At 56.6% G+C, this 25401-nt stretch carries 17 protein-coding genes; 7 read left to right on the forward strand and 10 right to left on the reverse strand.

Annotated features, from left to right (window positions below):
- Positions 1-22 precede the first annotated feature (22 nt).
- On the reverse strand, positions 23-2365 hold the full coding sequence (locus FYC48_RS27050; protein WP_235034460.1) for a preprotein translocase subunit SecA: 2343 nt from the start codon (positions 2363-2365) through the stop codon (positions 23-25).
- Positions 2366-2622: 257 nt separating this feature from the next.
- Between FYC48_RS27050 and FYC48_RS27055 the strand changes: the two genes are divergently transcribed.
- The 3 genes from FYC48_RS27055 (at position 2623) to FYC48_RS27065 (ending at position 8776) form a co-directional block, all read left to right on the forward strand.
- Positions 2623-4035 carry a BBP7 family outer membrane beta-barrel protein gene (locus tag FYC48_RS27055; protein ID WP_149499901.1) on the forward strand — a complete coding sequence of 471 codons (1413 nt, stop codon included), beginning with the start codon at positions 2623-2625 and terminating at the stop codon, positions 4033-4035.
- A gap of 599 nt (positions 4036-4634) precedes the next feature.
- Positions 4635-7295, forward strand: a complete 2661-nt coding sequence (locus tag FYC48_RS27060) for a pilus assembly protein N-terminal domain-containing protein (protein ID WP_149499902.1) — start codon at positions 4635-4637, stop codon at positions 7293-7295.
- 233 nt (positions 7296-7528) lie between these two features.
- Positions 7529-8776 carry a hypothetical protein gene (locus FYC48_RS27065; RefSeq protein ID WP_149499903.1) on the forward strand — a complete coding sequence of 416 codons (1248 nt, stop codon included), beginning with the start codon at positions 7529-7531 and terminating at the stop codon, positions 8774-8776.
- A 104-nt stretch (positions 8777-8880) separates the two neighbouring features.
- On the opposite strand, the gene FYC48_RS27070 is transcribed toward FYC48_RS27065, so the two are convergent.
- On the reverse strand, positions 8881-9297 hold the full coding sequence (locus FYC48_RS27070) for a GYF domain-containing protein (protein WP_149499904.1): 417 nt from the start codon (positions 9295-9297) through the stop codon (positions 8881-8883).
- A gap of 564 nt (positions 9298-9861) precedes the next feature.
- Between FYC48_RS27070 and nrdR the strand changes: the two genes are divergently transcribed.
- Positions 9862-10332, forward strand: a complete 471-nt coding sequence (gene nrdR, locus FYC48_RS27075) for a transcriptional regulator NrdR (RefSeq protein WP_149499905.1) — start codon at positions 9862-9864, stop codon at positions 10330-10332.
- Positions 10333-10471: 139 nt separating this feature from the next.
- On the opposite strand, the gene FYC48_RS27080 is transcribed toward nrdR, so the two are convergent.
- From FYC48_RS27080 to FYC48_RS27090, 3 genes are all read right to left on the reverse strand, one after another.
- Positions 10472-10909: a hypothetical protein gene (locus FYC48_RS27080; protein WP_149499906.1), complete on the reverse strand. Its 438-nt coding sequence runs from the start codon at positions 10907-10909 to the stop codon at positions 10472-10474.
- Between the two features lie 348 nt (positions 10910-11257).
- Positions 11258-11692, reverse strand: a complete 435-nt coding sequence (locus FYC48_RS27085; protein ID WP_149499907.1) for an RrF2 family transcriptional regulator — start codon at positions 11690-11692, stop codon at positions 11258-11260.
- A gap of 33 nt (positions 11693-11725) precedes the next feature.
- Positions 11726-12520 (reverse strand): phosphoadenylyl-sulfate reductase, encoded by a 795-nt coding sequence (locus FYC48_RS27090; RefSeq protein ID WP_149499908.1) that lies wholly within the window; start codon positions 12518-12520, stop codon positions 11726-11728.
- A gap of 500 nt (positions 12521-13020) precedes the next feature.
- On the opposite strand from FYC48_RS27090, the gene FYC48_RS27095 reads away from it, so the two are divergent.
- Entirely contained in the window at positions 13021-14334 is a 1314-nt protein-coding gene (locus FYC48_RS27095; RefSeq protein WP_149499909.1) for a HEAT repeat domain-containing protein, read from the forward strand.
- A 23-nt stretch (positions 14335-14357) separates the two neighbouring features.
- On the opposite strand, the gene FYC48_RS27100 is transcribed toward FYC48_RS27095, so the two are convergent.
- Entirely contained in the window at positions 14358-14786 is a 429-nt protein-coding gene (locus FYC48_RS27100) for a PGPGW domain-containing protein (RefSeq protein ID WP_149499910.1), read from the reverse strand.
- A gap of 82 nt (positions 14787-14868) precedes the next feature.
- Between FYC48_RS27100 and FYC48_RS27105 the strand changes: the two genes are divergently transcribed.
- Positions 14869-15732: a rhomboid family intramembrane serine protease gene (locus FYC48_RS27105; RefSeq protein ID WP_160149797.1), complete on the forward strand. Its 864-nt coding sequence runs from the start codon at positions 14869-14871 to the stop codon at positions 15730-15732.
- 154 nt (positions 15733-15886) lie between these two features.
- Here FYC48_RS27105 and FYC48_RS27110 read toward each other — a convergent pair whose 3' ends face one another.
- The 4 genes from FYC48_RS27110 to FYC48_RS27125 all read right to left on the reverse strand — a co-directional run bounded on the left by FYC48_RS27110 (position 15887) and on the right by FYC48_RS27125 (position 23104).
- Positions 15887-16639, reverse strand: coding sequence for a MotA/TolQ/ExbB proton channel family protein (locus FYC48_RS27110; protein ID WP_149499912.1), 753 nt, complete (start codon positions 16637-16639; stop codon positions 15887-15889).
- 134 nt (positions 16640-16773) lie between these two features.
- Positions 16774-18612, reverse strand: a complete 1839-nt coding sequence (locus tag FYC48_RS27115; protein WP_235034461.1) for a GTPase domain-containing protein — start codon at positions 18610-18612, stop codon at positions 16774-16776.
- A gap of 90 nt (positions 18613-18702) precedes the next feature.
- Positions 18703-20823: a hypothetical protein gene (locus FYC48_RS27120; RefSeq protein WP_149499913.1), complete on the reverse strand. Its 2121-nt coding sequence runs from the start codon at positions 20821-20823 to the stop codon at positions 18703-18705.
- Positions 20824-20830: 7 nt separating this feature from the next.
- On the reverse strand, positions 20831-23104 hold the full coding sequence (locus tag FYC48_RS27125; RefSeq protein WP_149499914.1) for a serine/threonine protein kinase: 2274 nt from the start codon (positions 23102-23104) through the stop codon (positions 20831-20833).
- Between the two features lie 416 nt (positions 23105-23520).
- On the opposite strand from FYC48_RS27125, the gene FYC48_RS27130 reads away from it, so the two are divergent.
- Entirely contained in the window at positions 23521-24861 is a 1341-nt protein-coding gene (locus tag FYC48_RS27130) for an RNA polymerase sigma factor RpoD/SigA (RefSeq protein ID WP_160149798.1), read from the forward strand.
- The last annotated feature ends 540 nt before the right edge of the window (positions 24862-25401 follow it).

Genomic DNA, 25401 nt, shown 5'->3' on the forward strand with positions numbered 1-25401 from the left:
AAAGAAGTTGACAAAAGTTCTGTCAATCTGGGGTGTCCAGGTAAGGATCTTGCCCGATTTCACGCTGCATCTTCTTGCGTTCTTTCTCATGATGTAGCAACACCATTCGATCGCGGAAATGCTTCTTTTCGACTTTGCGTTGTGCCTTGCGAAATAACTTGGCATATGAGTCGACCGAGCCTTCCAGGTTTTCGCCGCGTGATTTCAATCGTTCGGCCTTATCCGGGCCAAGGCCGCCTTTGAGGATGTCGTCGTCGAGCGAAAGGTATTGACGATAGGACCCCGGATCGCCTTGACGACCACAACGACCGATCAGTTGGCGGTCAATCCGTGCCGCGTCGTGAAGCTCGGTACAAATGACATGCATCCCGCCCAGGGCGACGATGTCATCGGAAAGTTTGATATCCGTCCCACGTCCGGCCATGTTGGTTGCCACCGTGACTCGTCCTAGCCCACCGGCTTCGGAAACGATTTCGGCTTCGCGTTCGACGTTGTTCGCATTGAGCACTTCGTGTTCGATCCCGATTTCGTCTAACATCCGCGACAGGATTTCGCTCTTGTCGATCGAACGCGTTCCGATCAGGATCGGTCGCCCGGTGGCATGGATCTCCTTGACCTCGTCGACGATCGCGCGGAACTTCGTTAGCAGAGCACCGAAGACGCGGTCGGAGAGTTGTTTCCGTTGTGGCGGCCGGTTCGTTGGAACACGTAGCACCGGCGTCCGATAGATCCGGCGCAATTCCCCGGCGCTCGTCGCCGCCGTCCCGGTCATGCCGGCCAAGTGGTTGTAGCGTAGGAACAAGTCTTGGACGGTGATCCGGGCGGCTTGCCCTGTTGGCACGCTGATATCCAAGCCTTCTTTTGCCTCGATCGCTTGGTGAATCCCATCACGCCACTTCCGTCCCTCTGCCAATCGGCCCGTAAACTCGTCCACGATGACGATCTCGTCCTCACCTTTGTCGCCGGGACGAACCACGTATTGTCGATCGAGCAAGAATTCACGATGGACTTTGACCGCCCGTTCGGTGTACTCGTACAAGTCGACCAGGCCCATCGTCCGGACCAAGTCGCTTTTGGGGAGCGAGCGAACCTTCTGTCGACCACGAGCGGTGAGTTCGTATTGTTTGGTGTCGTCATCGATCGTGAAGTGATCATCGAGTTCGTACTCGGACGCATGCTTGGACGCCCAACGGTACGTTTCGACGATTTGGTCGCGGACCGTGTCTTCGATACTTCCGATGATCAGTGGTGTCCGGGCTTCGTCGATCAGAATGCTGTCCGCTTCGTCGACCAGACAAAAATGCATGCCTCGCATCACCGGTTTGTCGCCCGAATCGGTAAATCCGCCGCCACCGTCGCCCAGCATTTCAGTTTGAATCCGGTTTTGTGCTCGCAACAATAAACGGTCACGAAGGAAGTCAAAGCCGAATTCTTTGGCCGTCCCGTACGTGATCGCAGACGAATAAGACTTGCGGCGTGACCCTTGATCATCGGGGGTTTGAATGATTCCGACACTGACGCCTAGCATGTGAAAGATCGGCATCATCCACTCGGCGTCACGTTTCGCCAAATAGTCGTTGACGGTCGCCAAGTGGGCACCTTTGCCGACCAACGAGTGGATATAAAGGGGCAGCGTCGCCGTCAGTGTTTTGCCTTCCCCGGTCTGCATCTCGGCAATGCTGCCCTCGAACAGCGAGATCCCGCCGATCATTTGAACGTCGTAGTGACGCATCCCAAGTGCTCGCCGGCCTGCTTCGCGGACTAGGGCGTAGCCTTCCGGTAACAGCTTGGCCAACTTTTCGCCTGCCATCGCCCGGTAGCGTAAGGCGAGCGAACGCTTCTTCAACTCGCTATCGGAATCTTGTTGTAACGTCGACTCCCAGCCACCAATTTCTTCGAGCACCCGCATCCAGCGCAGCATCTTCGGGGTCTTAAAACCCGAAAAGAGCGAGACCGACTTGGCCCCCGTTTGGAAGCGTTCGGGGGCGATCGTGGCGGTCACGCCCGCAGGTGGTTCATCACCCGCGGCGAGCGCCGTCGGCTCAGTGCCCGCGGCGAGCGCCGTCGGCTCAAGTTGGGGTGTTGGCGGAGCGCTGTCTTGCGAGTCGTTGGCGCTAGCCGCGGGCGCAGGACCAGCCTCGGGCATCGGCACCGGTGGATCGGCCGGATGATCACCCGTTGCCGCTGAGGTCGATTCAGATGGATCAATTTCTGGCTTGCGCTCTTGCGAACCGGGCACGTCGGTTTTCGACGCTTCGTTCTCAGGTCGGCTTGCGTTGGACATCGGCGATCCGGTAGATGCAGTCGGCGCGGTCGCATCTGGCGAGGCGTCCGCGTGGGTTTGCGAGTTGTCTTGTTGGGTCATTCCACTTCTTTGAAGGGCCGATTTTGCAAAAACTTTTACGCCAATCACACCTGTCGGTCAGGGGCCGGTCCGTCATTGTACTGCCCGATAGGACCATTTCCTGTGAAGATGCGCAGCCGTGGAAGTCTGTGCTGTCAAGACAGGTTATCTAGGTTGACTGTGCCGCTCCTGAGGGAGGTTCTCGATATGACGGCCCATTGCGTCGATCGACTTATACCAGTCATTCCAGTATTCCCGGACTGCGCGAGACTTCAAAAATGAAAAGAAACATTCGAGGCATGACCCTGGCGGCAATGTTGCTGTCTGCCTCCGCAAGTGTTCATGCCGGCGACCAAGAGTATGCCGATGCGGAACAAGCTTCACAAGCGTTTGTTGGTGATCTAGGCGTTCAGCAAGTCGCACACAATTCAACACACGTCGGTAATCTATCGAGCTATTCACCGGTCACCGTCGGAGATATGCAGCTCGGGTCGACGGTCAGCCAAGCCGGTTGCACCTCGTGCGATTCGTTTAGCTGTGATGGCGGTTGCGATTCGTCTTGCGACAGTCGATTCGGCAGCGGCAAGCGATTCGGGCGATTGTTGAATCTGTGCGACAAGGATGGCTGGATCCGTGCCGAAGGCATGATCATGTTCATGGAAGCACGGACGGCCCCGGCGTTGGTCACCACCGCCGATCCGACTCAGTTTCCCGTGCTGCCCGATCCGAATAACGGTGCGGGTTCCGGCGCGACGACCCAAGTCGTATTCGGCGAAGAGCTTGACGGTGGCGTTTCCGGTGGGACGCGCTTTGACGTCGGTCGCTACTTGTCGGATAACTTCGGCATTGGTGGTCGCTTCATGTGGCTCAGCGAAAACGGTGACGACTTTTCGGCAAGCGGCAACGGAACCGGTGATTCGATCGGACGTCCGTTTTTCCAGATTCCTCTGGCAGCCCCCGGAACGGCTTCGGAAAGTGCTCTGATCGTCAATCAGTTCAGCACCAACCCCGGGATCAACAGCCAACGCGGTACCGTCAACGCGAGTTTCAGTACCGATCTGCTTTCTGCAGAGGCGTATGCCCGCATGATGTACTGCAAAAACAAGTCATCACGTGTCGAATTGATCGGCGGTTATAGCTTTTTCCGAGTCGACGACAACGTTTCCATCTCCAGTCGCACCACGGACGTGGTGACCAACACGTTCCTCGCCGACTACAGCGACTTTGATACTCAGAACGAGTTTCATGGTGGCCAGATCGGTTACGAATCGCTTGTCAGTCGTGGTGCCTGGACGGTTCGCATGTTGACCAAGGTTCACATGGGGAACATGAGCCGTACCGTGACCAACTATGCCCGTACCGATGTGGGTGTCGATACGACGATCACCAACACGTACAACAGCAGCCTGTTGGTGGACGAGAACCAGGGCACCGAAGAGGAAAGTGATTTCACGTTCATCCCTGAGTTGAACCTGACGCTCGGTTATCGCTTCCGCGACCATGTCTCCTTCACCGTCGGGTACAACTTTTTGTACTTCGACAAGGTGGCATTGGCCGGCGAGCAAATTAACCGTAACGTCGACGGTACCGACGGCCCGCGTAACATCGATCCGGCCGACTTTGATTTCGACATCGTCGACGGCAGCTTGTGGGTCCAAGGCATCAGCCTAGGAACAACCATCGATTACTAAACCGATTGGCTGGCTCGGCCAACTGGAGTGAAGACCGAAGGTCACGATTCTGTCTGGCGAGAAGCGATTCGCATCGTCCGGGAGTATCGACGCTTCCCCACAGAATCTTCCTAACGTCCCATTGAAACGCGTGGTGATTTTCACCACGCGTTTTTTTTGCGCCTCGGGGGGGGGCTGATCGGACGGTCGATGGTTTGCAAGTTGCAACGTTGCTCGGCGTGAAGCCCCTAACGTCCCACCCCGAAGATCAAACGTCGCCCAGCGTCAATGTGCCGTGATTGCAACGTTTGGACCGTTCAGCGTTAGCAACGATTGTTCCACGAAAACTTTGGTTAACGCGATTCGGCTAATCCTCATCCATGTGCTAACGAAACTCGATTGCCGGCCGGTTGGGCCCAGTTCCGAAGTTCGGCAGAACGCCAACGTGACACGTGATGAGCTTCGAGGCATCTCCGCTACAAACGTTTTGGCCCCTACAAGCCTTGCGGGCCCGAGAATCGTTAATGTCGCGCCAAATCGATTCCGATACGTAAACCAACGGACTTCAGTGCGCGAGTATTGAAGCCCACCGGTGTGCCGAGGGGGGCACATCCGGCCGAATGGCAGATTCCAAGCCATTTGACCCTAAAACACCGGACCAGGAACGCAGTATGCGTGCATCGAGCGTCAATCACACGGCAAAAAAAATCGGCTCTTCCAACCGGCTCGCCAAGCGAACCATGCTTTTGTCGTTGGTTCTGGCGTCATCAAGCCTGTCGTCCAGCGAAGCGCAGCAACCGAGTCCAGCTCAGGGGCAAACGCATGCGGCTGGCCTGATTCAACATTCGGATTTTGCCAGATCCTACGGCAACCGTGTGGTGTCGAGGGTTCGGCAAAATACGGCTCGCGGTGGCCAGGTTCGCTCGAACCCGTTCTTCGTGCCCAGCCAGACTCGTCAGGTCACCGGTGACGTTCAATTAGCGAGTCAAAACGAAGCTAATGTCCGCGGAAATGCGGAGACGGACGGTCGAGCAGGTATGGTCGCCACTTCGCGACAAGCTGGCATCGTTGGGCGGACAGCGTCGCACAACGCGGGTAGCGAAAATCGATCCACCGAGTACCCCGTTGCCGGCACTCACCCGCGTCGCAACGAATCAGCAGGAAACGCTTTCGCGCAGCAATCGACGCGCCGACAAACGTCGCGTTTGCAGACCGTCGCGGCTCCGTTTTTGCAACCGCTCGAAACACACACATCGGCGGCTTACACCAACAATCAGATTCGACCTGTCGCCGAAACGCGTGACGCAGACGCTGTCGCCGAATCGGCACAGCCGATCGTGTTTTCGTTTACCGACGATGCCAAAGAGATCGCTTCACCCGATTCACTTGAGGTTACAACCGCCGCCGCCGATGCGATCGAAGAACCGTCGCTCGATGCCATCGATGAAGCAATTGAAACGATCTCGACCAACGCCGCATTGCAAGGCGACACAAAAACGGGTGTGGTGGACGACGCCGAGGTAGTCGACGAAAGCGTCGGCGAATTGCCCGAGGGCTTTGTGATCCAAGAAGCCCCATTGATCGACTTCACAAAGTCACTGCCCAAGGCTGTTGCCCCGGTCGCGGAATCATCCGACGGAATCTCGCTTTCACTAAGTGACGAAACGGAGGATCGTCTTGAGCCGGAAACGCCGGACGATTCATTCGCCGATCCCACTGGTTCTGGCGAGTCAATGGAAGTCGGATCATTAGCCGTCGACGCATTGGAAGTGGATGCGTTTGAAGTTGACGCGCTCGAAGTCGACGCACTCGAAGTTGACGCGCTGGGGGAAACTTCTACGGATCTGGCGGATATCGGATCCCCGGTGATGTTAGCACCTGTGGTCGATTTGGCTCGCCAAGTGCCCTTACCGGAAGAACTCCATTCGGTTGACGACACGATCCGTGTGAATCCGAATGTCCCTGCATCGGAAGTTAAGCCCCCTTCATCGGTCGGCGCGATCCAGGTCAATCGCGCCAAGAACACCGTCCCATTGGTCAGTCAAGAGGATGGCCGGGCCCCGGTGACGGTTGCGATGCCGCCGATCGAGATTGAAGAAACACTCGAAGCCAGCGCCGAACAACACACCCCGCTCCTCGCGGCGGTACCCGAACCAAGGATGCTGCCGGGGCTGGGGGCAGAATCCGCCGCTTCTGAGCCGGTGGAGTTGGCTGTCCCGATCAATCTAAACGGCCCAGTCGGCGAGACTGCCCGTGACGACTTTGCAGCGCTGCCGGAACTACCGCCACCGACGGCGTCCGCTCCCGAAAAGTCGTCGCCAGCGATCGTTCCAAACCAAAGCGACTCGGTTGCACGCACGCCAACGTCGACGAGTCCACTGACGGTAAATCCGCGTCGGCCGGCAACATCCACGCCCAACGACGCCGTGATTCCGATGCCGGTGTTTGCCGATCGTCCTCCATCGATCACGGAACTGACTGAGCCCGACCAAACCCCGCTAATCGGATCGCCCGTCGAAGTCGATCCGGCACGAAACTATGAATCTCCGCCGGCCAAAGCGATTTCTGCGAAACAGAAAACGCCGGAGCCGGACTTCGCCTCGCCTGCCGAGTCCGGAAACGTCAACTTGGCATCGATGCACCGTCGTGGTGACAATCGCGGCATGGGGTTCCCGCGGCCGACACCGACGCTGCAGGCAGAATCAACGACTGATGCGGAATCGCTGCCTCAGTTGCCGAAGTCGCCGGCTGCATCCCAAAGCAACCGTCAAACGGTCGTTCGTCCCGAAGCGACCGATTCCTTTGAGCCAAATTCGTTCGAGACGGCAGGCAATCAAATTGTCTTGCGGTTACGACGTGGTCAAGTTCGTTCGATGACCATCGGCGGAACTTTGCGTGGCGTCAACATCGCGGATAAGGAAACATGCCAAGCCTTTGCGGCAGGGGCCAACGAGTTCAAGCTGATCGGGACCGGCCTTGGGACAACTGAGCTGACCGTTTGGGCCGATGTTCGATCGGGAAAGCCGACTCAAAAACAAACATTCCGAATCGTCGTCAGCGAATCCTTGGATGCGACCGGTGACCAAGTCACCGAACGCACCGATTTGTTGAACGATTCAATCCAGCAAGCCTTTCCGACGGCATCGGTCTTGGTCACTCAACGCCAAGGCCAACTGTTTGTCGAAGGTGAATGCCCATCGGAGTCCGTGGCGACGCAAATCATTCGTCTGGTTCGCAAGAGCTGTTTGATTCCGGTGCAAGACAAATTAGTGGTTCGCTAATGCGATGTTTCATCTCAATTTTAGGATTAGCCACGTGGCGTTAGCCACACTTGTGCCGCAATCGCCGGGGCGAACGCTCGTCGGCCGATTGATCACAACTGAGTCCTTAGATGTAACGACGCACTAGTGATGCGATTGCAAAGGTGTCTTGGCGTTCCAAGGCATCCGTACGAAGACTACCCATTGAATTCCAGCGGAAACGTTCCGCCCCGATTTTGTCAACGAGGTTCGACATGAACATCCGTCTGATCCAATCTGTCACCTGGCGCCGCTGTGCCCGTGTGATGACGATCGCTACCGCCGCCGCGATGGCTGCGCTTGGTGGCGGTGTCGCTTCCGCACAAAGCAATCAGTACGGGCTGATGACGAGCGATCAATGGGGCCCCGAAACACAGGTCGTACCCGCATCCGCGGTGGCGACGGCTGCCGACGTGAGTGGCTCGCGTTTGGCCCCGGGATCGATCTCCCAAGCATTTGGTACGTTCTCCGGTGGATCGGCCGATTCCCAGTTCGGAAATGTTGCCCAAGTCAGCTTTGGCTGCCAATCGTGCTCGCAAACGGGATGCTACGGCGGCTGCAATGCGTGCGGCGGTGGTCCCCTGGCCAACCCCTGTGGAACACCTTGCGATCCCTACCGATATGTTTTTGTCGAAGCACTTTATATGCAACGACAAGGCAGCGACGGGTACGGGCTGATTCGCAACGCAGACCTAGAGGAGTTCGACTTTGAAATCGCACCACGGATCACGATCGGCAACCTGCCGAATTGCGTCACCGGGTACGAGTTCACTTTTACCGGACCGATCGAATCAGATCGCCGTTTGACCGTTTCTGATCCCGGAAGCCGCGTGACGACGACGCTGCTGGGGAGCAACGCGATCAACCAACAAGCGATCGACCCCTTCTGGAATGCAAATCTGCAAACCTTGACTTATGACAGCGACTACTGGAGTGCCGAGCTCAACAAAACGATGGTTGGCTGGGACGTTGCCAAGGTCTTGTTTGGTGGCCGTATGATTCGCATCGACGAAGACTTGGTCTACACCACTCAAAAAGATGTATTCGGAAGCTACGGTTCGCTGACCAGCCGCCCCGAAAACACACTCGCCGTGATTCAAGGCGGTCTGGACCTGCTGTACCCGGTTCGCCCTCATCTTTACACCGACTTTCGGGGACGTGTCGGGGGCTACGTCAACTTTGCCGAATCGAACATCCGCCTGACCAATACCGGCAGCAGCCTGATCCACAACGTTCGTGATGAGGAAGAGTTTGGTGCGATGATCGAGGTCGCTTTAGGCTTCCGCTACCAACTCGGCGAAATCCTTTCCATCCGAGCGATGGGCGAAATGTGGTACCTCAGCGAAGTGGCGACGGCATCCGACCAAATCAACGGTGTTGTTTCCGAGCGATTGGGAACAGAGCTGCACTACGAAGACCTGTTCTACGTCGGCGTTTCAGTCGGTGCGGAAGTCAAATTCTAGTGCAATGACGCCCGCCTTCGATCGCCCGAGCTAAGTTCAGGTGATCGAAACAAAGACACCCAGTAGCCGCCGGTTTCGGACCTGAAAAGGAAAGGAACCCGCGGCTATTTTTGTTTGCGGGCGACCTTTTTCTTGAGCCAGTTTTGAACACTCCGCTGGCCTTCATCGGCGGCCGCCGATGGGGTCGGCTGGGGCTTCGTGGGTGCGACCGAGGTCACTGCCGTTTTCACTTCGCGCGCCTCGTTCGCACCAACATCACGCAAGCAATGTCGGCAGCTGACCGGTGGCTTGGGGATCTTCTTTCCGCACCCGGGACAGTAAAAGACGATCACCGGTCGATACGCCGCTTCAAATAAACCGCCCACTTCTTTGGCCGGGAACCACGCCGAGTCATTCTTGCGGAGCATCGTCTCGGGCTTGATGTCCCCCTTTCGGACAAGCTCAAGCAGTTCCTTCGGCTGCAAGGGGCCGACTTCTGATTGAACGTTGCCTTCAAATCGCTGCAGAAACCAAACTGACACGGTCGATGCTCGCTCCGTTGATCAACGTATTTTGACGAGGATGTATTGTGAATAAGAAACTGAATCGCTATGCCGTCCGCCACTCGATGTGGCAAACGCTCAATCGTAACCACGGGATTGGGTTGACTTGCCAATCCCGATTTTCGAGTTTGCAAATCTGTTCTGGCTCGCGTTGACTGCCGCTTTGAATCGTTGACGATGCGCTCTTCGCTGTGAGACGAACATCAAGCTGAACGAATCACGGCTGCATTTGCGTTTGAGAACATTGAATCTCTCACGAGCGGAAGGGTGAAGCAGAGTCCACAACTTCACCGCTACGATACCGGGACACGGCAGACGCGACCGTGATCCGCGGAAATCCAGCTGTTCCGTGGAGTTCCATCGGGGGGCACCCAGTCTACCAAATTACTGCCTAGTCGACACTTGAATTTCGGGCTTCGATCGAAATCAAGCCAGGCATCCCTATCGTTGGGCGTGATCTAGAACGCATGTCGGACTTGTTTTTTCCCAAATTTTTTGGACATTGTTAAGACAAATCCAATCTCCGCCGAGCGACGTTTTTCTATGCGATGCCCCTTTTGCCACTCTGATGATGACCGAGTGATCGATACACGGTCTGCGGAGGGAGGTTACATGATTCGCCGCAGACGCGTTTGCAGCAACTGTAGCCGGCGTTTCCAAACCGTCGAAAAAATCGAGCAACAAGCGTTACGGGTGGTCAAACGAGACAACACCCGCGAACCGCTCGATCGTGAAAAAATTCGTCGTGGGATCGAACGAGCTTGCTCGAAGCGTCCCGTGACCAGTGATCGTATCGAACAATTGGTTCAGTCGATCGAGTCAAATATCTACAACGACTATGAAACGGAAATCCCGGCCAAGGAAGTGGGGGAAATCGTGATGGGACACCTCGCCAAGTTAGACGAGGTGGCCTACATCCGATTCGCGAGCGTCTATCAGGAGTTTCATACCGCGAAAGATTTTATCCACGAAGTGGCGCGGTTGACCCAAGGACCCATCCCGTCCCGCTCGTAAACAACTGACGCGCGTCAGCCCCGGCTTTTACTCGAATACCGCGGCTAACGCCATTTGGTGAATCCGGGTTTCGATTGTCGACGAAACATGCGTTTCGCTTCCAAAGTGACAAGTCGAATGGGACCCGTGTCGGGGCGCTCTACTTCTTTGCGATCTTGGTCTCGGTCACGAACGGATTGTTCTTGACCACGCCCAACTTCGGCGCTGCTTTGATCTTGGCGTGGCTGACGCACGGATTCGCAGAACAGGTCGGGCAAGCCGGGGCCGGCTTTTCGTATTCAGGGTAAACGAATTCGTTGGTCAGGCGGCCGCGGTATCCGGGACCTGCTTCAACCATCGGCGGGGCCGCAAAAGGGCTCATCCCATAAGGACGCGCGTGTCGTGCTCCGTAGTAGACCGGTGGGTTGAGCGCAAAGTACGGCGGGGTTTGCAATGTCGACCCGTATTGGGCACCGTAAGGCTGATAAATCCCGTAGGGCACAAAGGGGTAACCGAATGGAGAGGTGGCAGAAGCCTGCTGGCTGCTGCAAACGATCATGGCGGCGAAGGCGGCCGCGACGAATGCGAAGCGTTTCATGGAGTTTCGACCTGTTGTGATGATGATTGTTTGAGAGTTCCCCCCAATCACATCACGCTAGTCAGCCAAATCGGCCATGCAACCGTTACCAGCGTCGAAAAACACGAAAGCCGCAAAGTGATTGCGGGTTGTGCAGTCCGTCGACCCTCACTCCGAAAACGACTTCTCAAACGAGAAAACTTCCGCCCGGTCGACGTTTGTGAGCTATCGCTTCGTGTTGACGTTCGTATGCGATGAGCCTTCGCGAGCCAATTCGACTGACGGTACCACTCGCAGACTAAAGTCGGACGCGAACGTGTTCGGTTCCCCGTTCGAAGATCGAGTTTAGAGTTGTGGCGTACGTCGCGGTCAGATGTAGAACATCGTGCCGTCTTCAGCGGAGGCTCGTTCGACGATTTCGGCAAGCGTGATTCCGCTCAGGACCTTTCGCCAAGCATCGCCGGCGCGGTCCCAAGACGATTGCAGCTCTCGATCCAGCAGCGTCTTCTCGGTACCCGCAGCCTCCTTCGGGGCCGCACCGTCGGCGCATCCGATCGCTTCGGCGATATCCAGAAGGGTCAATTCACTGGGGTCGGCGAGCAAACGGTATCCGCCCTGACTGCCGCGAATACTTTGTACCCAACCGGCGCTGCGAAGCGTCTGCAGAATCTGAACTAAAAAAGGTCCTGGAATGTCATGCTTTGCGGTGATTTCGCGGACCGCGACCGGAGCCGACTGAGTCTTGCGGCGAGCCAATTCGGAAAGAGCTATCGAAGCGTAGTGAACCCGTGCTGAAACCAACATGGTTAACCTCACTGTCCCCTTGTAAACGATCGCCTAGTTGTGGAGCCCGCACTCAGTTTTCTGGAAACCACTCCAACGTCCCGCCCGTTCGTCTTCGCCAAGCTGAACCGCCCGTGTGCAAGGCCAGCAGCCGACGCTGGGGTATCCTTGGTCGTGGAGCGGGTTGTACGGGATGTCGTTGTCGAGGATCAGCTTCCATACATCGGCTTTGGTCCAATTGGCCAAAGGACTGACTTTGACCAGCTGAAATTTTTTGTCCCAGCCCACGATCGGGGCTTTCGCACGATCAGGACTTTGGTCACGACGAATCGCACTTGCCCACGCGTGCAGGCCTTTGGCGGCCTGATGCAGGACTGTTAATTTCCGCGCAAAGCAGCAACGATTCGGATCCGTTTTATAGACCGGACCGTTATTGGCTGCTTCGTACTCTTCCACCGTCGTGACCGGGTATTTGAATTCCACTTCAATTCCGTAGCGATCCTTGACTCGCTCGCGTAGTTCCAAGGTTTCCTTGAATTGGTAACCGGTTTCCAGATTGAAGATCGGTGTCTCGGGGGCCACTTCGCTCAGCATGTGAATGATCGTCATCCCTTCGGGACCGAACGCGGTCGCCATCGAAAAACGTGGCGCGAATCGCTCGACCGCCCATGCCAAAATCTCCTTTGGCGTGGCCGATTCCAAACGCGCGCTGTGATCAGCAAGCTCGGCTAGAAAATCTTCGGTCGGATGCAACGGTGGATCGGCAGCCAAGGCGCCCTGGGGCCCTTGGTCGATCGACAGATCGTTTCGCGGTGCATCGTCATCGCCAGGTTGTGCGACCGGCAACATGGTTCAACTGTCCTAAAAGAAAATCCGGAAATATGGTGGTTCTGTAACTACCGCCGAAGCCGCTGGTACGACTCGACAGTTCCCCGCTACCGCGGTGCGAGTCCGCTTCTTCAATCGTGAACTCCGCCGAGGTTTGCTTGGTTCGGCGTCAATCGCACGATCAACACGTCACTTCGCGACTTGCGTTTCGTCACCATCTGAAATTGGGGGTAGCCGCTTGGCGTTCGCCACGATTTCGGTGCAATAACCAGGGTAAACGCCCGTCGGCTGATGAACCGAACCCGAACATTTGGCCGACACGAAGCGATTTGTGTGCCCTGTTAGGCGTTTTCGTAGATCCAAAACGTTCTCTCGACCGTAGTCTTGGGATGAATAGTACAAACCTGATCGGATTAGTCAACATTGGTATCGGTCAATCATAGCGATCGCGTGAGCCGATTTACCTTCCGAGCTATAATTGCGGTGTTTGATTCGCCTTTCGTTCAACTTTGGTGACTTCGATGAAGTTCCTCTCTTTCACCATCCACCGGTCCCGGTGTTGCCATAGCGCCTGTGGGTTGCTTCGCCGCGGCCACTTTTTGGGGGGGGCTCGCCGACTTCAATTGATTTTGATTGTTGCGGGAATGCAGGTCGGAGGTACGCCGAGAACGAGCGTCTTCGCCGACACGGTGGAGCTGCGCGGTGGTGCGACCGTCGACGGCGTCATCCTGGGGGACGGTGATGACGAGCAGCGACCGGTAGTGATCGAAGTTGATAACGATCTAAAGGTCGCGGTGCCACGCAGCCGCGTTCGCAAGACAATGCAGGGGCAAGACGAAGATTTGCTATGGTATCGCACCGAACGCGCCAAGTTGCCGGCCGATGCCGAGGCCCATTACCAATTTGCTCGGGCATGCAAGTCGCGACGCCTGAATGCGCAGTGCGACTATCATTTTCGCCGCGCGATTGAGATTGACCCCAATCACACGCGAGCCCGATCGGCGCTTCGCTATGTCAAGGACGGCCAAACCTGGGTCCGCTTTGAAGACGAGCAGCGGAAACGTGGTCTGATTTTGACATCGAAGGGGTGGCAGGTCCCCGAGGTCTACGTCCAAGAAGAAGCACGCGATGAGGCGCGAGGCCAAATCAAGCGTTGGGAGACGGAGCTTACAAAGCTGCGGACTGCGGTTCGACGCAACAACAAACGTTCGGCCGAGGCTCTTGAGACGATCAAGACGATCAGTGATCCACTCGCAGCGAACGCGTTTGCGGAAGCCTTGAAGGATTCTCGCAAGTCGTCTGATCCGCCGGCGATGCGACGAATTTATTTGGACCGGCTCGCCTCATTCAAGACGTCAACCTCGGTTGCCGCATTGGTCGAGTGCGGGATGTTTGAACCAGATAGCGTAATCCGAGACGAAGCGCTTCATCACTTACAAGACTACGGCGCCCAGTCGGCCGTGGCGAGTTATTTGCAAGTCGTTCGCAATTCGAAGTCTAAGCCAGCCGATGTGACCGCGGCACTGCGTGGGCTGACGTATTTCCCCGATCCGGAACTTTGGGAGGATTACGTCAATGCACTCAACACCCAATACAAAACCGTCACCGCTCCTGGGCCCGGGATGCAGGTCGGGCGTAGTAGCACCGGCGGGATGGGGATGAACATGGGCGGCAAGCCGCAAGAAAAAACGGTGAATCAACAGAACGCCGATGCCCTGGCCTTGCTCAAGCAAATCGCGCCGGACGCAGATTTCCGCTATGACGAAATGAGCTGGCGTAAGTATTTCGCCGATCGCTTGATGGGGACGGTCAAGGATCTCCGCCGTGACCCTTAGCCGCCGGTCGCTATGACAGATCGTTATTCGATTTCGGATTGAGGACTGACTCGCAGGGGCGGAGCACCGCCGCGTCTGCGTAGCCAATTCGCCGCGCGTAAAATCGAGCGTTGACGGATCAGACGTTGTTCGAGCTTCCGTTTGCCCGGGAAGTCCATCAGCAGAATGGCGACCGCGATGGTCAGCAATCCCTGGCCTGGAAGAACCAGCATCAAGATTCCCAAGATCAACAGGATTGATCCGAAAAGATTTTTGGCAATCAAGCCAAACCACCGAAAGATTGGGTGTCGCCAAAGGGTATTGGAATATCGGTGACGCGGTGAGACGAAATAGTCCGCAGGGATTCGGACGATCAACCAAGGCACCACGATCAGTCCACCGACAAAGACGGCAAACGAAAAAAACATGACCCAGCCGGCAAGGTCAGCGTGGTCCGATAGGTAGCGAAACATTTCTTTCAAAACGATTGGGCTTCAGTGGCGGTATCCGATGTTCGCAACGCCGACCCCGCCGGAACACCGAAGGAACGAACCGATGACGATTTCAATTTCCAACGCCGTCGACTTTCGAAAAATTAAAGAACATCGCTTGGTGTTGACTTCGATCGGGATCCCCAGTCAAACGATCCAAAAAAACGGTGGCTGGCATCTGCTCGTTCGCCCCGATGATCGCGACGTTGCGCTACGGGAGCTGCAAGATTATCAAGCCGAAAATGTCGGTCGTGAAGTGGTCAACCCGGTTGCCCTAAACGCGCCCGGCGCTGTTTGGGGATCGCTTTTGTATTGCTTTGTCATCGGTACGATTAGCACGATGGCGGCTTCGTGGGGGTATGGGTATCGGCTCGCCGATGTTGGCACGTCGGTCGCCGGTGAAGTCGCCGCCGGTCAGTGGTACCAATGCGTGACGGCGCTGACGCTGCATTTGGACGTCGGACACTTAGCTTCGAATTTGCTATTCGGCAGTTTCTTCGGATTCTTGGTTGCACGATCCTATGGTGGCGGTTTGGCGTGGCTTTGGATCGTCGCGGCAGGCTTCTTCGGCAACTTGGCCAACGCTTATTTTCACGCCGCGACGCATCAATCGATCGGGGCATCGACGGCAGTGTTTGGTGCGCTTGGCATCATGGTGACCGACGCGTTCGTCGGCTGGAACGGGCAAGAACGCTTTCGAAAATGGACGCCGATCGTAGGCGGCATCATGCTGCTATCGTTCTTGGGTGTCGGTGGCGAACGGACCGACGTGATGGCTCATGTGTTCGGCTTTATCGCCGGAACCATGCTCGGCGTGGTCGCGGTAAAAATTCCCGCAACGTTGCGTGAGCGTTTGCTAGTTCAATGGGTTGCGGGGGCAGCAGCGTTTGCCATCGTATTCGGATGCTGGGTGCTGGCGATCGCCTGAAGCCGCGTTCACATCCGGTTTTAAAGGAACGCCCGCGAGGCGGGCGATTGGTCGTTGTGTGGAAACCGTAGCTAACGCCAATCGGTCGATTTTTTCGACCAGAAGCGTCACGGTCACTGAGTCTTCGGCGGAGCCTTGTCAAACGCAGACAGCCTCAGGAAGGCTTCAGCGGTTTGGGGGGCGCGACCTGCTTAGAGGGACGACGTTTGATCGGCGCCAAGGCGTGTTGCGTTTGAAAGGCGACATCGGCGATCAGGCTGTCGACTCGGTTTCGTGCGATTGCGTATGCCGCGAGCGATGGGATCGCGACGATTAACCCACCGACGGTCGTCACCAACGCTTGATAAATGCCTTCGGCTAAGTCGCCCGCGCCGGCCGCACCGCGTGTGGTCGCGACCTGTTGAAACGCAAAGATCATCCCTGTGACGGTTCCCAGCAGTCCGACCATTGGGGCGATGTTTCCAATCACCGAAAGGTATTCGATCCGCCGCATCATCCGCGAGGATTGTTCGGCGAGGGCATCCTCGACTGCCTTTTCCACTTGCAGCCAACCGAACTCGATTTCCGCTAGGCCGCTGAGTAGGACGACGCTCAGTACACTCGGTTCACGACGACAGGCCGCGTCGGCTTCCGCCAGCCGTGACGTCAGTAAGGCTTGCCGGACCGATTCACCCAAGCCCTCCGGTAGGACTTCACCACGGCGCAGCGTCATCACTTGATCGAACACCAAGTAAGCGGCAAAGAAGCTAAGCGCCAAAAGCACGATAAGGATCAGTGCGCCGGTGATCCCGCCGCTCAGAATGACATCCATGATCCCGGCCCGTTCGACTTGGCTGCCGTCGTCTTGCCAAGCCATGACGGTCCAGGATGATTGGACAGCGTCGGCGAGTGCATTACCAAGGTTCATATCGATCGAGAAGTTGGCGGTGGGAAAGCAAGACAGGATTGGCCTTCGAAGAACGCCACCCGGGACAGATGCTCGAAGGAACCGCCCCGCGGCGAACGCCTCACGCACGCAGTCTATCGGATGTGGCGTTTGGGTTACATCCTACCGGCCGACATCAAAAACTCTGCGTCCGATAGCAGCGGCTCGTCCCAACGCAGACACAGCACACCCTCACGTTGCAACGAGCGGATTGCTTCGTCATGCTGATCGCGAATTTGTTCAATCGCCGCGCCGGTGCGTTTCTTCGATTGCGCCGCCGAAATAGCAAACATGGCGAAAATCGCGGTGGGCAGAATGGACAGCACCAAACTGGTCAATACCATCGCAAACTCCGGTTTCGGAAATCGTTCCATCACGTGTTCGTGCAGTTGCCCCGTCGTCGCCAATGAATCAAAGCTGGCCGCGATGTACTCCTTGTAAAGCGCGACGAACGGGCCCGCCATCAAGGTCCAAAAGATCAACGTTCCGACCAAGGCAAACGGTGTCGCCCAGCGGATCGCATTCTGTTCGATCGCGGCTTCAAAGATTGAATGCGAGCGTTCCTGCAACGCTTCGATCCCCGAGAGTGACGCGACCTGTGCTTCGTTCGATCGGGTACTGCCGGGCATCGCCGAAGGCGTTTCTGAATCGGACGTTCGCAACAGCTCTAGCTCGTCACGGAACTGCCTTGCCAATGGCCCGAGCCGGTCGCTAACGGCGGCGGAACTGCGGCGTTGCAGTCCGGTGCGAATCTCTTCGCTTGCGTTGCGGTCACCGGCAAGCATCTTGGTCGACGTGTAAATCGTACTGACCAGCGACGGCAGTGACCCCGACAACGACAGTAACAGCCGATCCCACGCCCCACTGGTCAGGTTGAGCACGCCGAGTACGGTGCGAAACGGAAACCAAATCGCTCCGATCGACGTTAGTAGCGAAAGACGCAAACGACTACGGACAGCGGCTGCTAACGGACCGTCGGCGCCGACAAGTGTCTGGGCGACTTGACCGGGAAGCTTCGTCGCTTCTTCGTTTAGCCGTTCGACCGCTCGGGTCAGACCCGGTAACTTTTCGGCCAACAGTCCGCTCAAGGCCGCTCGGAAGCGATTGTCGAGGGCTTCGAGTTTGACCGAACGGCGGCGGTCACTGTCGGGGTTGTTTTCCAGTTCTGCTTTGAGGCGTTTGACAAGTTCACCGGAGACGCGGGCGCCCACCGTTGCTTCGGATTCCTCGGAAAGGAAAAAGTCGTCGCACAAAATCGGGCGCGCGATGACGCTTGTCGGTGCGACGGTTCGCAAGTTGGCGACAAACGCGTCGACATCCGCGCCGACCGCATCGTCACCGTCCGCGACGGCGTTGACCACCGGCAACACGATCGTACCTTCACTCGCGACGGCCAAGACCCCTGGTGTCTGACCTCGGATCTGGTCGCGGCGGACGACCAAGATAATCGCCGATGCGAGTGACAGTGCCCGTCGCGCAACGTCGACGACGGCCTTTCGATCGTCCGTCGCCCCCGGCGCATCGACCAGTAAATACGGTACACCGAAGGGTTCCATTTCGTCGGAAGATACCCGAACGTAGGTTTCAAAACGCGCGTCCAGATCGGCGGGCGGTTGTGGTCCGACCCAGACCAATTGTTCGGTAGTTTGGTCGAGGTTATTGCCGCTGCGGATCGAGTCTTTCATTGGTGAGTCACGAATCAACTGACGCACCAACCAGCTCTTGCCCTGCCCGGTCGCCCCGACAACTGCCAGCACCAATGATCCGGCGGCGCGATCCTGGGCAATCAGGTTCCTCGCCGAAACATGTTCATCGCACAGGGCGCGAACTTGTCGACCCGTTTCGCTATTTCCCAAAACCGTGGTCGCCGCGCGCCGAACTCGCCGCACAAAACTGTCGCTCTCGCCTTCAGGTTGCGAGGGGAGGACCTGTTGGTTCATTTCGATAGATTCCATGGACTGTTCGTCGAAAGTGCGGCCGTTGGAAGCATTGGGAAAAATGACTTGTTGAACTCCCGGCCGTCATCCGACGGCGGAAGTTGATCTCTATCGATCGCTTTCCGGCGGCATCAGTGCTGTGAGTTCGTTGATAAAGCTTTCGTTCAAGCGGTAAACGGGGAGCATCGGTTTCGATTCATCGATCGGTATCGGAGGAACGTTCGGCACCGGCAATCGATAGGATTGCGTTCCCAGTTTGATCGTCGGCAGTGGATCCCCCGGATCAACCCCGAGGTGATAACCTAACAGGACGTAGAACATTGCCATCTGCTCGAGTGCCGCTTGGGTGGTCAAAATTTGCGCGTTTTTGCCGCCGGCCCAGTAAGCGGAAAAAGCGGTCAAGCCGGCGGCGGCTAACAACTCGACGATCGATGCATTCGCAATGACCGATGATCCAAAATCAAATGGCAACATCAAGATACTGCCGAACGTCGCCAGCATTGCGGCAAGCGGCGTCAATCCGAACGCGAGTTTCTTATGCGCCGGGACATGCTCCCACATCTCGGCGGCGACTTTGTTTAGTTGATCGCCGTCGAATTGGACTCGATCGTTTGCTTCGAACGAATACAGCACTTCATCGAGCGTCGACGTCCAGCGGACTTGATCGATCGGGTCGTTCTGATCGCCGAACCAGTGAGGCAGTGTTAACGGGGCACCGAAACGGCGTAGCGATGTGTCCAAGTCATCGGTGGCGACTAGATGACCGACCTTTTTCGCTTTGAATTTTTCTTTGATCGATTCGGCGTAGCTTTCGGCAATCGCAGTCGGCGCATATTGCGCGACCAAGTCGGTTGCCGCTTTGGCTTTCTTTTGGATAAACGTGTTGATACGAACGCCCAGTCGTGCGTACCAGGGAGCCGCCCTGCAAAATGCGTCGGCCAATTGCTGGACGATGCGTTTGGATTGGTGCATACGAACTTCGGTGACCGATCCCTTTCCGGACTGTTTGGTAAACAAGCTGAACGTTGTTTCCAAAAGCGTTTGTCTCGCTCGTTCGGTCAAGCTGGTCGACTGTCGACAATCTTCGCGGATCTTTGTCAGCGAGACATCCCAGATCGTTCTGTGCAGCGCAGCGACGCGACCACGCAGAAACCGTTCGAACGATTCGGGGCTGTCGAGTTCCTCGGATAAACTCGACAACAAACGCCTACGGTCGATTTCCGCCGGTGGGTTTCGATCTGGATTCGGGTCAACGGAGTAGAACACCGGGAATGGATCTTCCTGAGGCTGTTCGATCGAGAAGACTTGATCTCCGTCGATGACCGTTTTGGGGATGTAGGGTTCGCTTTTTGGAATTTCGTAGTCGTAGGCCGCATAGATTCGCTCGACACCGAACTTGTCAGTTTGCGGAGCGAACGATTCGAGGATGTCTTCGGGCTCCTGGCCGGGACGGATTTTATTGACGGCCAGCAACCGCGGGATGCCTGGCATCAAATCAGAGACGGTTTGCAGGATTTCACCCAGGGTGCGATCGCGCGCCATCCCCGGCGTCGACACGATCATGAAGGCGCTACAAAACGTCGATGCCTTTCCAAGCAGTTCACGGCGTTGCTGTGGCGAACCAACTCCGAAGACTTCGTCCGACACGATATCGGGGCAATCCAGCAGACCGATGCCAAGTTCGTCAAGTGCCGGATCGGTCGCGACCAAGGGCACGCCTAACGCATCGACGCCGCCGCTGCGGTTGTTGTATTGCCGGTGCGCTTCGTCGGGGTCCGCGGCAAGTAGCTCGGGGGTATGACCGACCGCGTTCCCAAAATCTTCCAGCAACAGCGACCAGAGTTCGGGTTCGTTGCGCCATCGCTGAGGCATCCAGAGCACAAAGCGGTGGGTACCATGTCGGTTGGCGATCCCACGCAGAGTCCGCTCGCGGCCATGTGGACTAAGCAGGCTCGCGACCAAGCTGGTTTTGCCGCTGTTAAGCATTCCCGCGATCGCCAGCGTCGGATACTCGGCCAATTGGGCCCCGTGGTGGACTTGTCGGCCGAGCGAAACGAGGTCGTCGGACGAACCGGGAACGATTCGGCGCAGCGCCGTTAAAAAGCTTTCACGCCCCGGTTCAGGATACAAACGATCGACCGCGGCGCGCTGATCGTCGTCCTCCAGGAGGGCTTGTAGCAAGGGCCACTGAATCGTCGCGTTTTTCTTTTTACGTTTATAGCCAAACATGATTTGGTTAGCTGGCCGTGGTGTCCCCGGGAGCGGTTTGGGGAGATCTCAGTTCATTGACAGCCGTGTCGCCTCGGGTATCGCCTTCGCCGGCGGACTCCAAGATCGCTTCGAAGTCTTCGAGGTAGGGGCCATCGAAAATCTCACGCCACCATATCCCCGCATCCGCTTGTGTCCAATGGGGACTATCGGCACAAGCTAACAACAAGGACGCAAGTTCTTTCGCCGATTGTGGACGATCCTTGGGATCTTGCCGCAAACATCGTAACAAGACTTGCTGAAGGTCCTCCGGGAGTGGGCTACCGATTCTCGCGTCCGGCCGCTCGGGGGATTCATGCAATTTTCGTACACAGACGTCGGCCGAATCACCGACGAACGGTGGTGTTCCGCACAGCAACGTGTACCCGACCGCACCGATTGAATAAATATCGCTCCAAACGCCTGCCGATGCCGCGTCACGGATCGATTCGGGCGACATGTACATCGGAGTTCCGGTCAGCGAATCGGTTCGCGTCAATTGCACCGATTCTTGGTCAAGTTGCTTCGCGAGTCCGAAGTCGACGACTTTGATTAAATCATGAATGCCGCTTCGAGAAGTCAGCAGTACGTTGGCTGGCTTGATGTCGCGATGGACCAGTCCGGCTTCATGGGCTTCCGATATCGAGCCACAGATCTGGACCAGCAAGTAGATCACGCGATCCGCCGGTTGGCGATCATAGAAATCGACGAGCTGCTCGAGCGAAATGCCATCGACGTATTCCATCACGTAGTAAAACGTGCCTTCGTCGGTCGCACCGATGTCGTAAATCTCGATCGTATTGGGGTGCATGAGGTTTGCACTTAGCCGTACCTCGCGGCGAAATCTCGTGAGCGATCGCTCAGTCGCATCCGCATTCTCAAGCACCTTGATCGCGACCGGGCGGTCAAGCAATCGATGGGTGCCTAAATAGACCGTTCCCATCCCGCCGCGACCGATTCGCTGCGTCAACTCGTAAGGGCCAAGGTGTCGATCAAGTACGCGGGGGCTGTTTTTGTTGATACGAATCAAGCCAATCAGTGGTGGCCCGGCAAAGATCGCCATGATCCCCAAAGATGCCAGTATGGCCCCGCCCCATGTCAATCGATCGACCCAACGCATCGGCGAAAACGTTCTCTCCCACGAAACTTCCGCCGCGAGCCCGATGTCATAATTGTCGAGCCAATGCCACGCGCCGACCACGGGTCTGCCAAGGTAATTTCGATAGCCATCGAGATCTTGTCCGTATCCGCCTCGCGTCGCCGAATCTGCCATTCGAGTCAGCGGCCAACGTGTCGGCGATGAGTCCGGTGATCGGCGGTCGCGAAGGTCGAAGCCAGGGTCCCGAAGCTGTATATGCATCGAACTCCTTTCGTCTTCGCTCAGCAATCCCGCCGTTCGCAACCAAGGTTCATAGCGGCTTTCGGTTAACAACGTTCCCCGTCGATCAAAAGCATAGGCCTCGCCGCCTCCGCCAAACGATGAGTGCCGAAACAGTTGAGAGAATTCTTCGTCGGCATCGATGAAACAAACGACCGCGCCGATCGTTCGCAAGCCATCGCGGATGGGCACCAAAGGCATCACGAAGGACTCAGTATGGCTCGCCGCATTTGTGTCGGTCTGATCGGTAGAGGTACGATTCGAAGAGCGGGCGGAAGGCGACATCAGCACGGTCGGGTGGCCGTCGTTGAGTAGTTTGCGGCAATGTCGAGAGATCGCAATCGATTCGCCAACAAAGTTCGGTTCGGTTGCGAACACCACTTGTCCGTCTTCGTTCAAAATCGCCCACTCAGACAAGAGTCGTCGCCCGACAGTGGCGGTGGATGAACTCATCGTTGCAGCGGGGAGGCCTTGCACGGTATCCGGAGCCGGCGCATCGAGCTGCGGGATCGTTTCAAAAGAGTCCGAGACGGCTCGTCGCACGCTGGGACCAGATGCCATTTGTACTGCGATCGCGATCTGTTGGCGAAGCCAAAGGTCTATGACCGCCCCGTTGGAACGCAGTGTGTCTTCCAGCGAATGACCGATCCCTTCACGGATCGCTTGTCGCGATAGAGCATTGACGCAGGCCAACGCCGCAATCATGCAGACCAACGCGAACGCCAACAATGTCCGGAGAGCTAACCCGGGATAGCTCCCGTCGAGTAAGGAACTGCCTAAGGAAGTTCGGTTTGATGTCCACACCGAACCATCACGCCAAGAAGCAGACAAGGACTGCTGGTGCGTACGAATTTTATGTGGCGCGATCGGATCCGGTTCGGTCATATAAACAGTATATCCGGTTATCCGCAGCGTCACTTCGTCGGTTAAGTGTCCACTTCAGCAGACAGATTAAATCGCAGAAAAATACGTCACTGAACGTTCGACATCACTCCTTTGAGGCAAATTGCCCCGTTTGGAACTTTGAGCGTCGATCGACGTACTAAGAGGTGTGACCAACGATTACAGCAACTCACTTTAAGCCAAGGGGCAACACCATGGTTATCTTGGCAGATAGCAACTTTGAATTACCGGTCGACACCCCCGTGACATCAAGGGGAGTAGTCGGTCGAAGCAATGATAGAGTAGAGCAGGACGATGCACGAGACGTAGCCATCGCTCGTGCGATTTCTGAACAAACACGAACGCGGACGCGCCGCTCACGTCGCGCGGACCCACTGCGGCCGACGAGCGACCCCGGGATGCGCGGTAGCGAAAAATCTCGGAAGCGGTTCACGATCGCAGCCGGTGACCCAATCGATTTGTACCTTGAGCAAATCGCGCAACGATCGCTTTTGACACAGGATCAAGAAATCGCAATTGCGATCAAGCTGGACACCGCACGGCAAAAGTTTCGTCGCGAGATGCTTCGTGTCGCTTCGGTCGCCGACGCGGCGATCGAGCTTCTTGAAGACGTCTTGGTAGGCGACCGTCGTCCCGACCGCGAACTCGATTTCTGTGTTTCCGATCACGACGTCAAGGACTCCATCCTGGGACGATTGCCCGTCAACTTGCGAACGGTCCGAGCGCTCCGTGAAAAGCAACGGCGTTCCTTCGAGACACTTCGGCTCGGCAAGCTCGGTCGGCGCCAGCTCGAACGCCGCGCCGTTCAATTCGCCCGTGATCGCGAAAAAATCGTCGACCTGATTGAGGAAATGCGGATCCGTATCGACTGGTTTGAGATCCAGTTCGAATCGGTCGCCCTGTGCAAGGGGCCGATGGTGCGGTCGCCCGCAGACGACAGTCAGTTCGACCTTCTGGCAGCCTTCGAGCAAGAGCTTCACGGAATTCGTAACCGGCTGCGAAAAATTCGTATGCAGCACCGACGCTATGTCGACGCACGCGGGCACCTTACCGAAGCCAACTTACGATTGGTCGTCTCTGTTGCCAAAAAGCACCTCGGACGTGGAACCGGAATGTTGGATTTGATTCAGGAAGGAAACGTCGGATTGATGAAGGCAGTCGAAAAGTTTGACCATACCAAGGGATTTAAGTTTTCGACCTACGCGACGTGGTGGATCAGGCAAGCGATGTTCCGTTCGAGTTCTTCGCACGGGTATTCGATGACGATTCCGCAACACGCGATGCAGACTATGAAGACGATGCTCAGTGGCGTCGAAAGCCTCAAAAACGAACTTGGTTATCGACCGAGTCGGGGCGAGGTTGCCGAGGCATTAAACATCAGCGAATCTCGTTTGCGGCATGCCGAAACATTGCTCGCCGGGACGCAGTCCGTCGTCCGAGATTCCGAAGACGACAACACGATGACGGCAATCGAAGACCCGAGTTCCCGTCCCGTCGACGAGTCAATGCACCGACAAGAAATGGCTCGGCAACTTTCCGTGGTGCTGGACAAACTCAACGCACGTGAACGCCGCCTACTTCAGCTTCGATATGGCCTCGATGGCCAGTCGACTCATACGTTGAGTCAAATCGGTTCGGAATTTGGAATTGGGCGTGAACGTGTTCGACAAATCGAGAAGCGTGCGCTTGAGAAGATTCGTGACAGTCATTTGGTCGACGGGTTGATGGTCGAAAACTGATTTAGAAGCGGCAGGCTTTTTATCGTCATAGCGAACGTGGTTTGGCATTATCCCCGATCACGTTCGCTTTTTTTATGCCTGCGTTGGGTTAACTGTGCAGTTTGCGGCCGGCAGCGCGATGCCGCATCAATCTCCGTAAGGCGGATCGATCGACTTGGACCAGTGAATGGTTGAAGTTCAATTTTGGGTTTGTCTCAACGGCGTTCGCCACGGTTTCCATTGACGGTCGACTCCATTCAGCCACCTCCTCGTACAGCGATCGGGCGGGTGCTCGTAGCTGATATGCCGGAATAGAACGATTTGCCTTAATGGGGAACTAACTTCGCCGGTTAAAGATAGTCCGTCAGTGGAAGCCATCACATCTTCACGGGCCCTGGGGCAGTTTGCCCCGGCCTGGGGCAGAGCTCCCCCGGGAAACACATTCGAATCGCTTCAAACACCGTAAAACACCGCAAAAACCGGTTTGGCACGTCGCTTGCTTTTCCTGGTTGCGACCGAAATGCCATGGCAAGCGACTGCTTTTGCCAGGCTTCTCTTGCT

The sequence above is a fragment of the Roseiconus lacunae genome (genome assembly GCF_008312935.1).
GTDB classification, from domain to species: Bacteria; Planctomycetota; Planctomycetia; order Pirellulales; family Pirellulaceae; genus Stieleria; species Stieleria lacunae.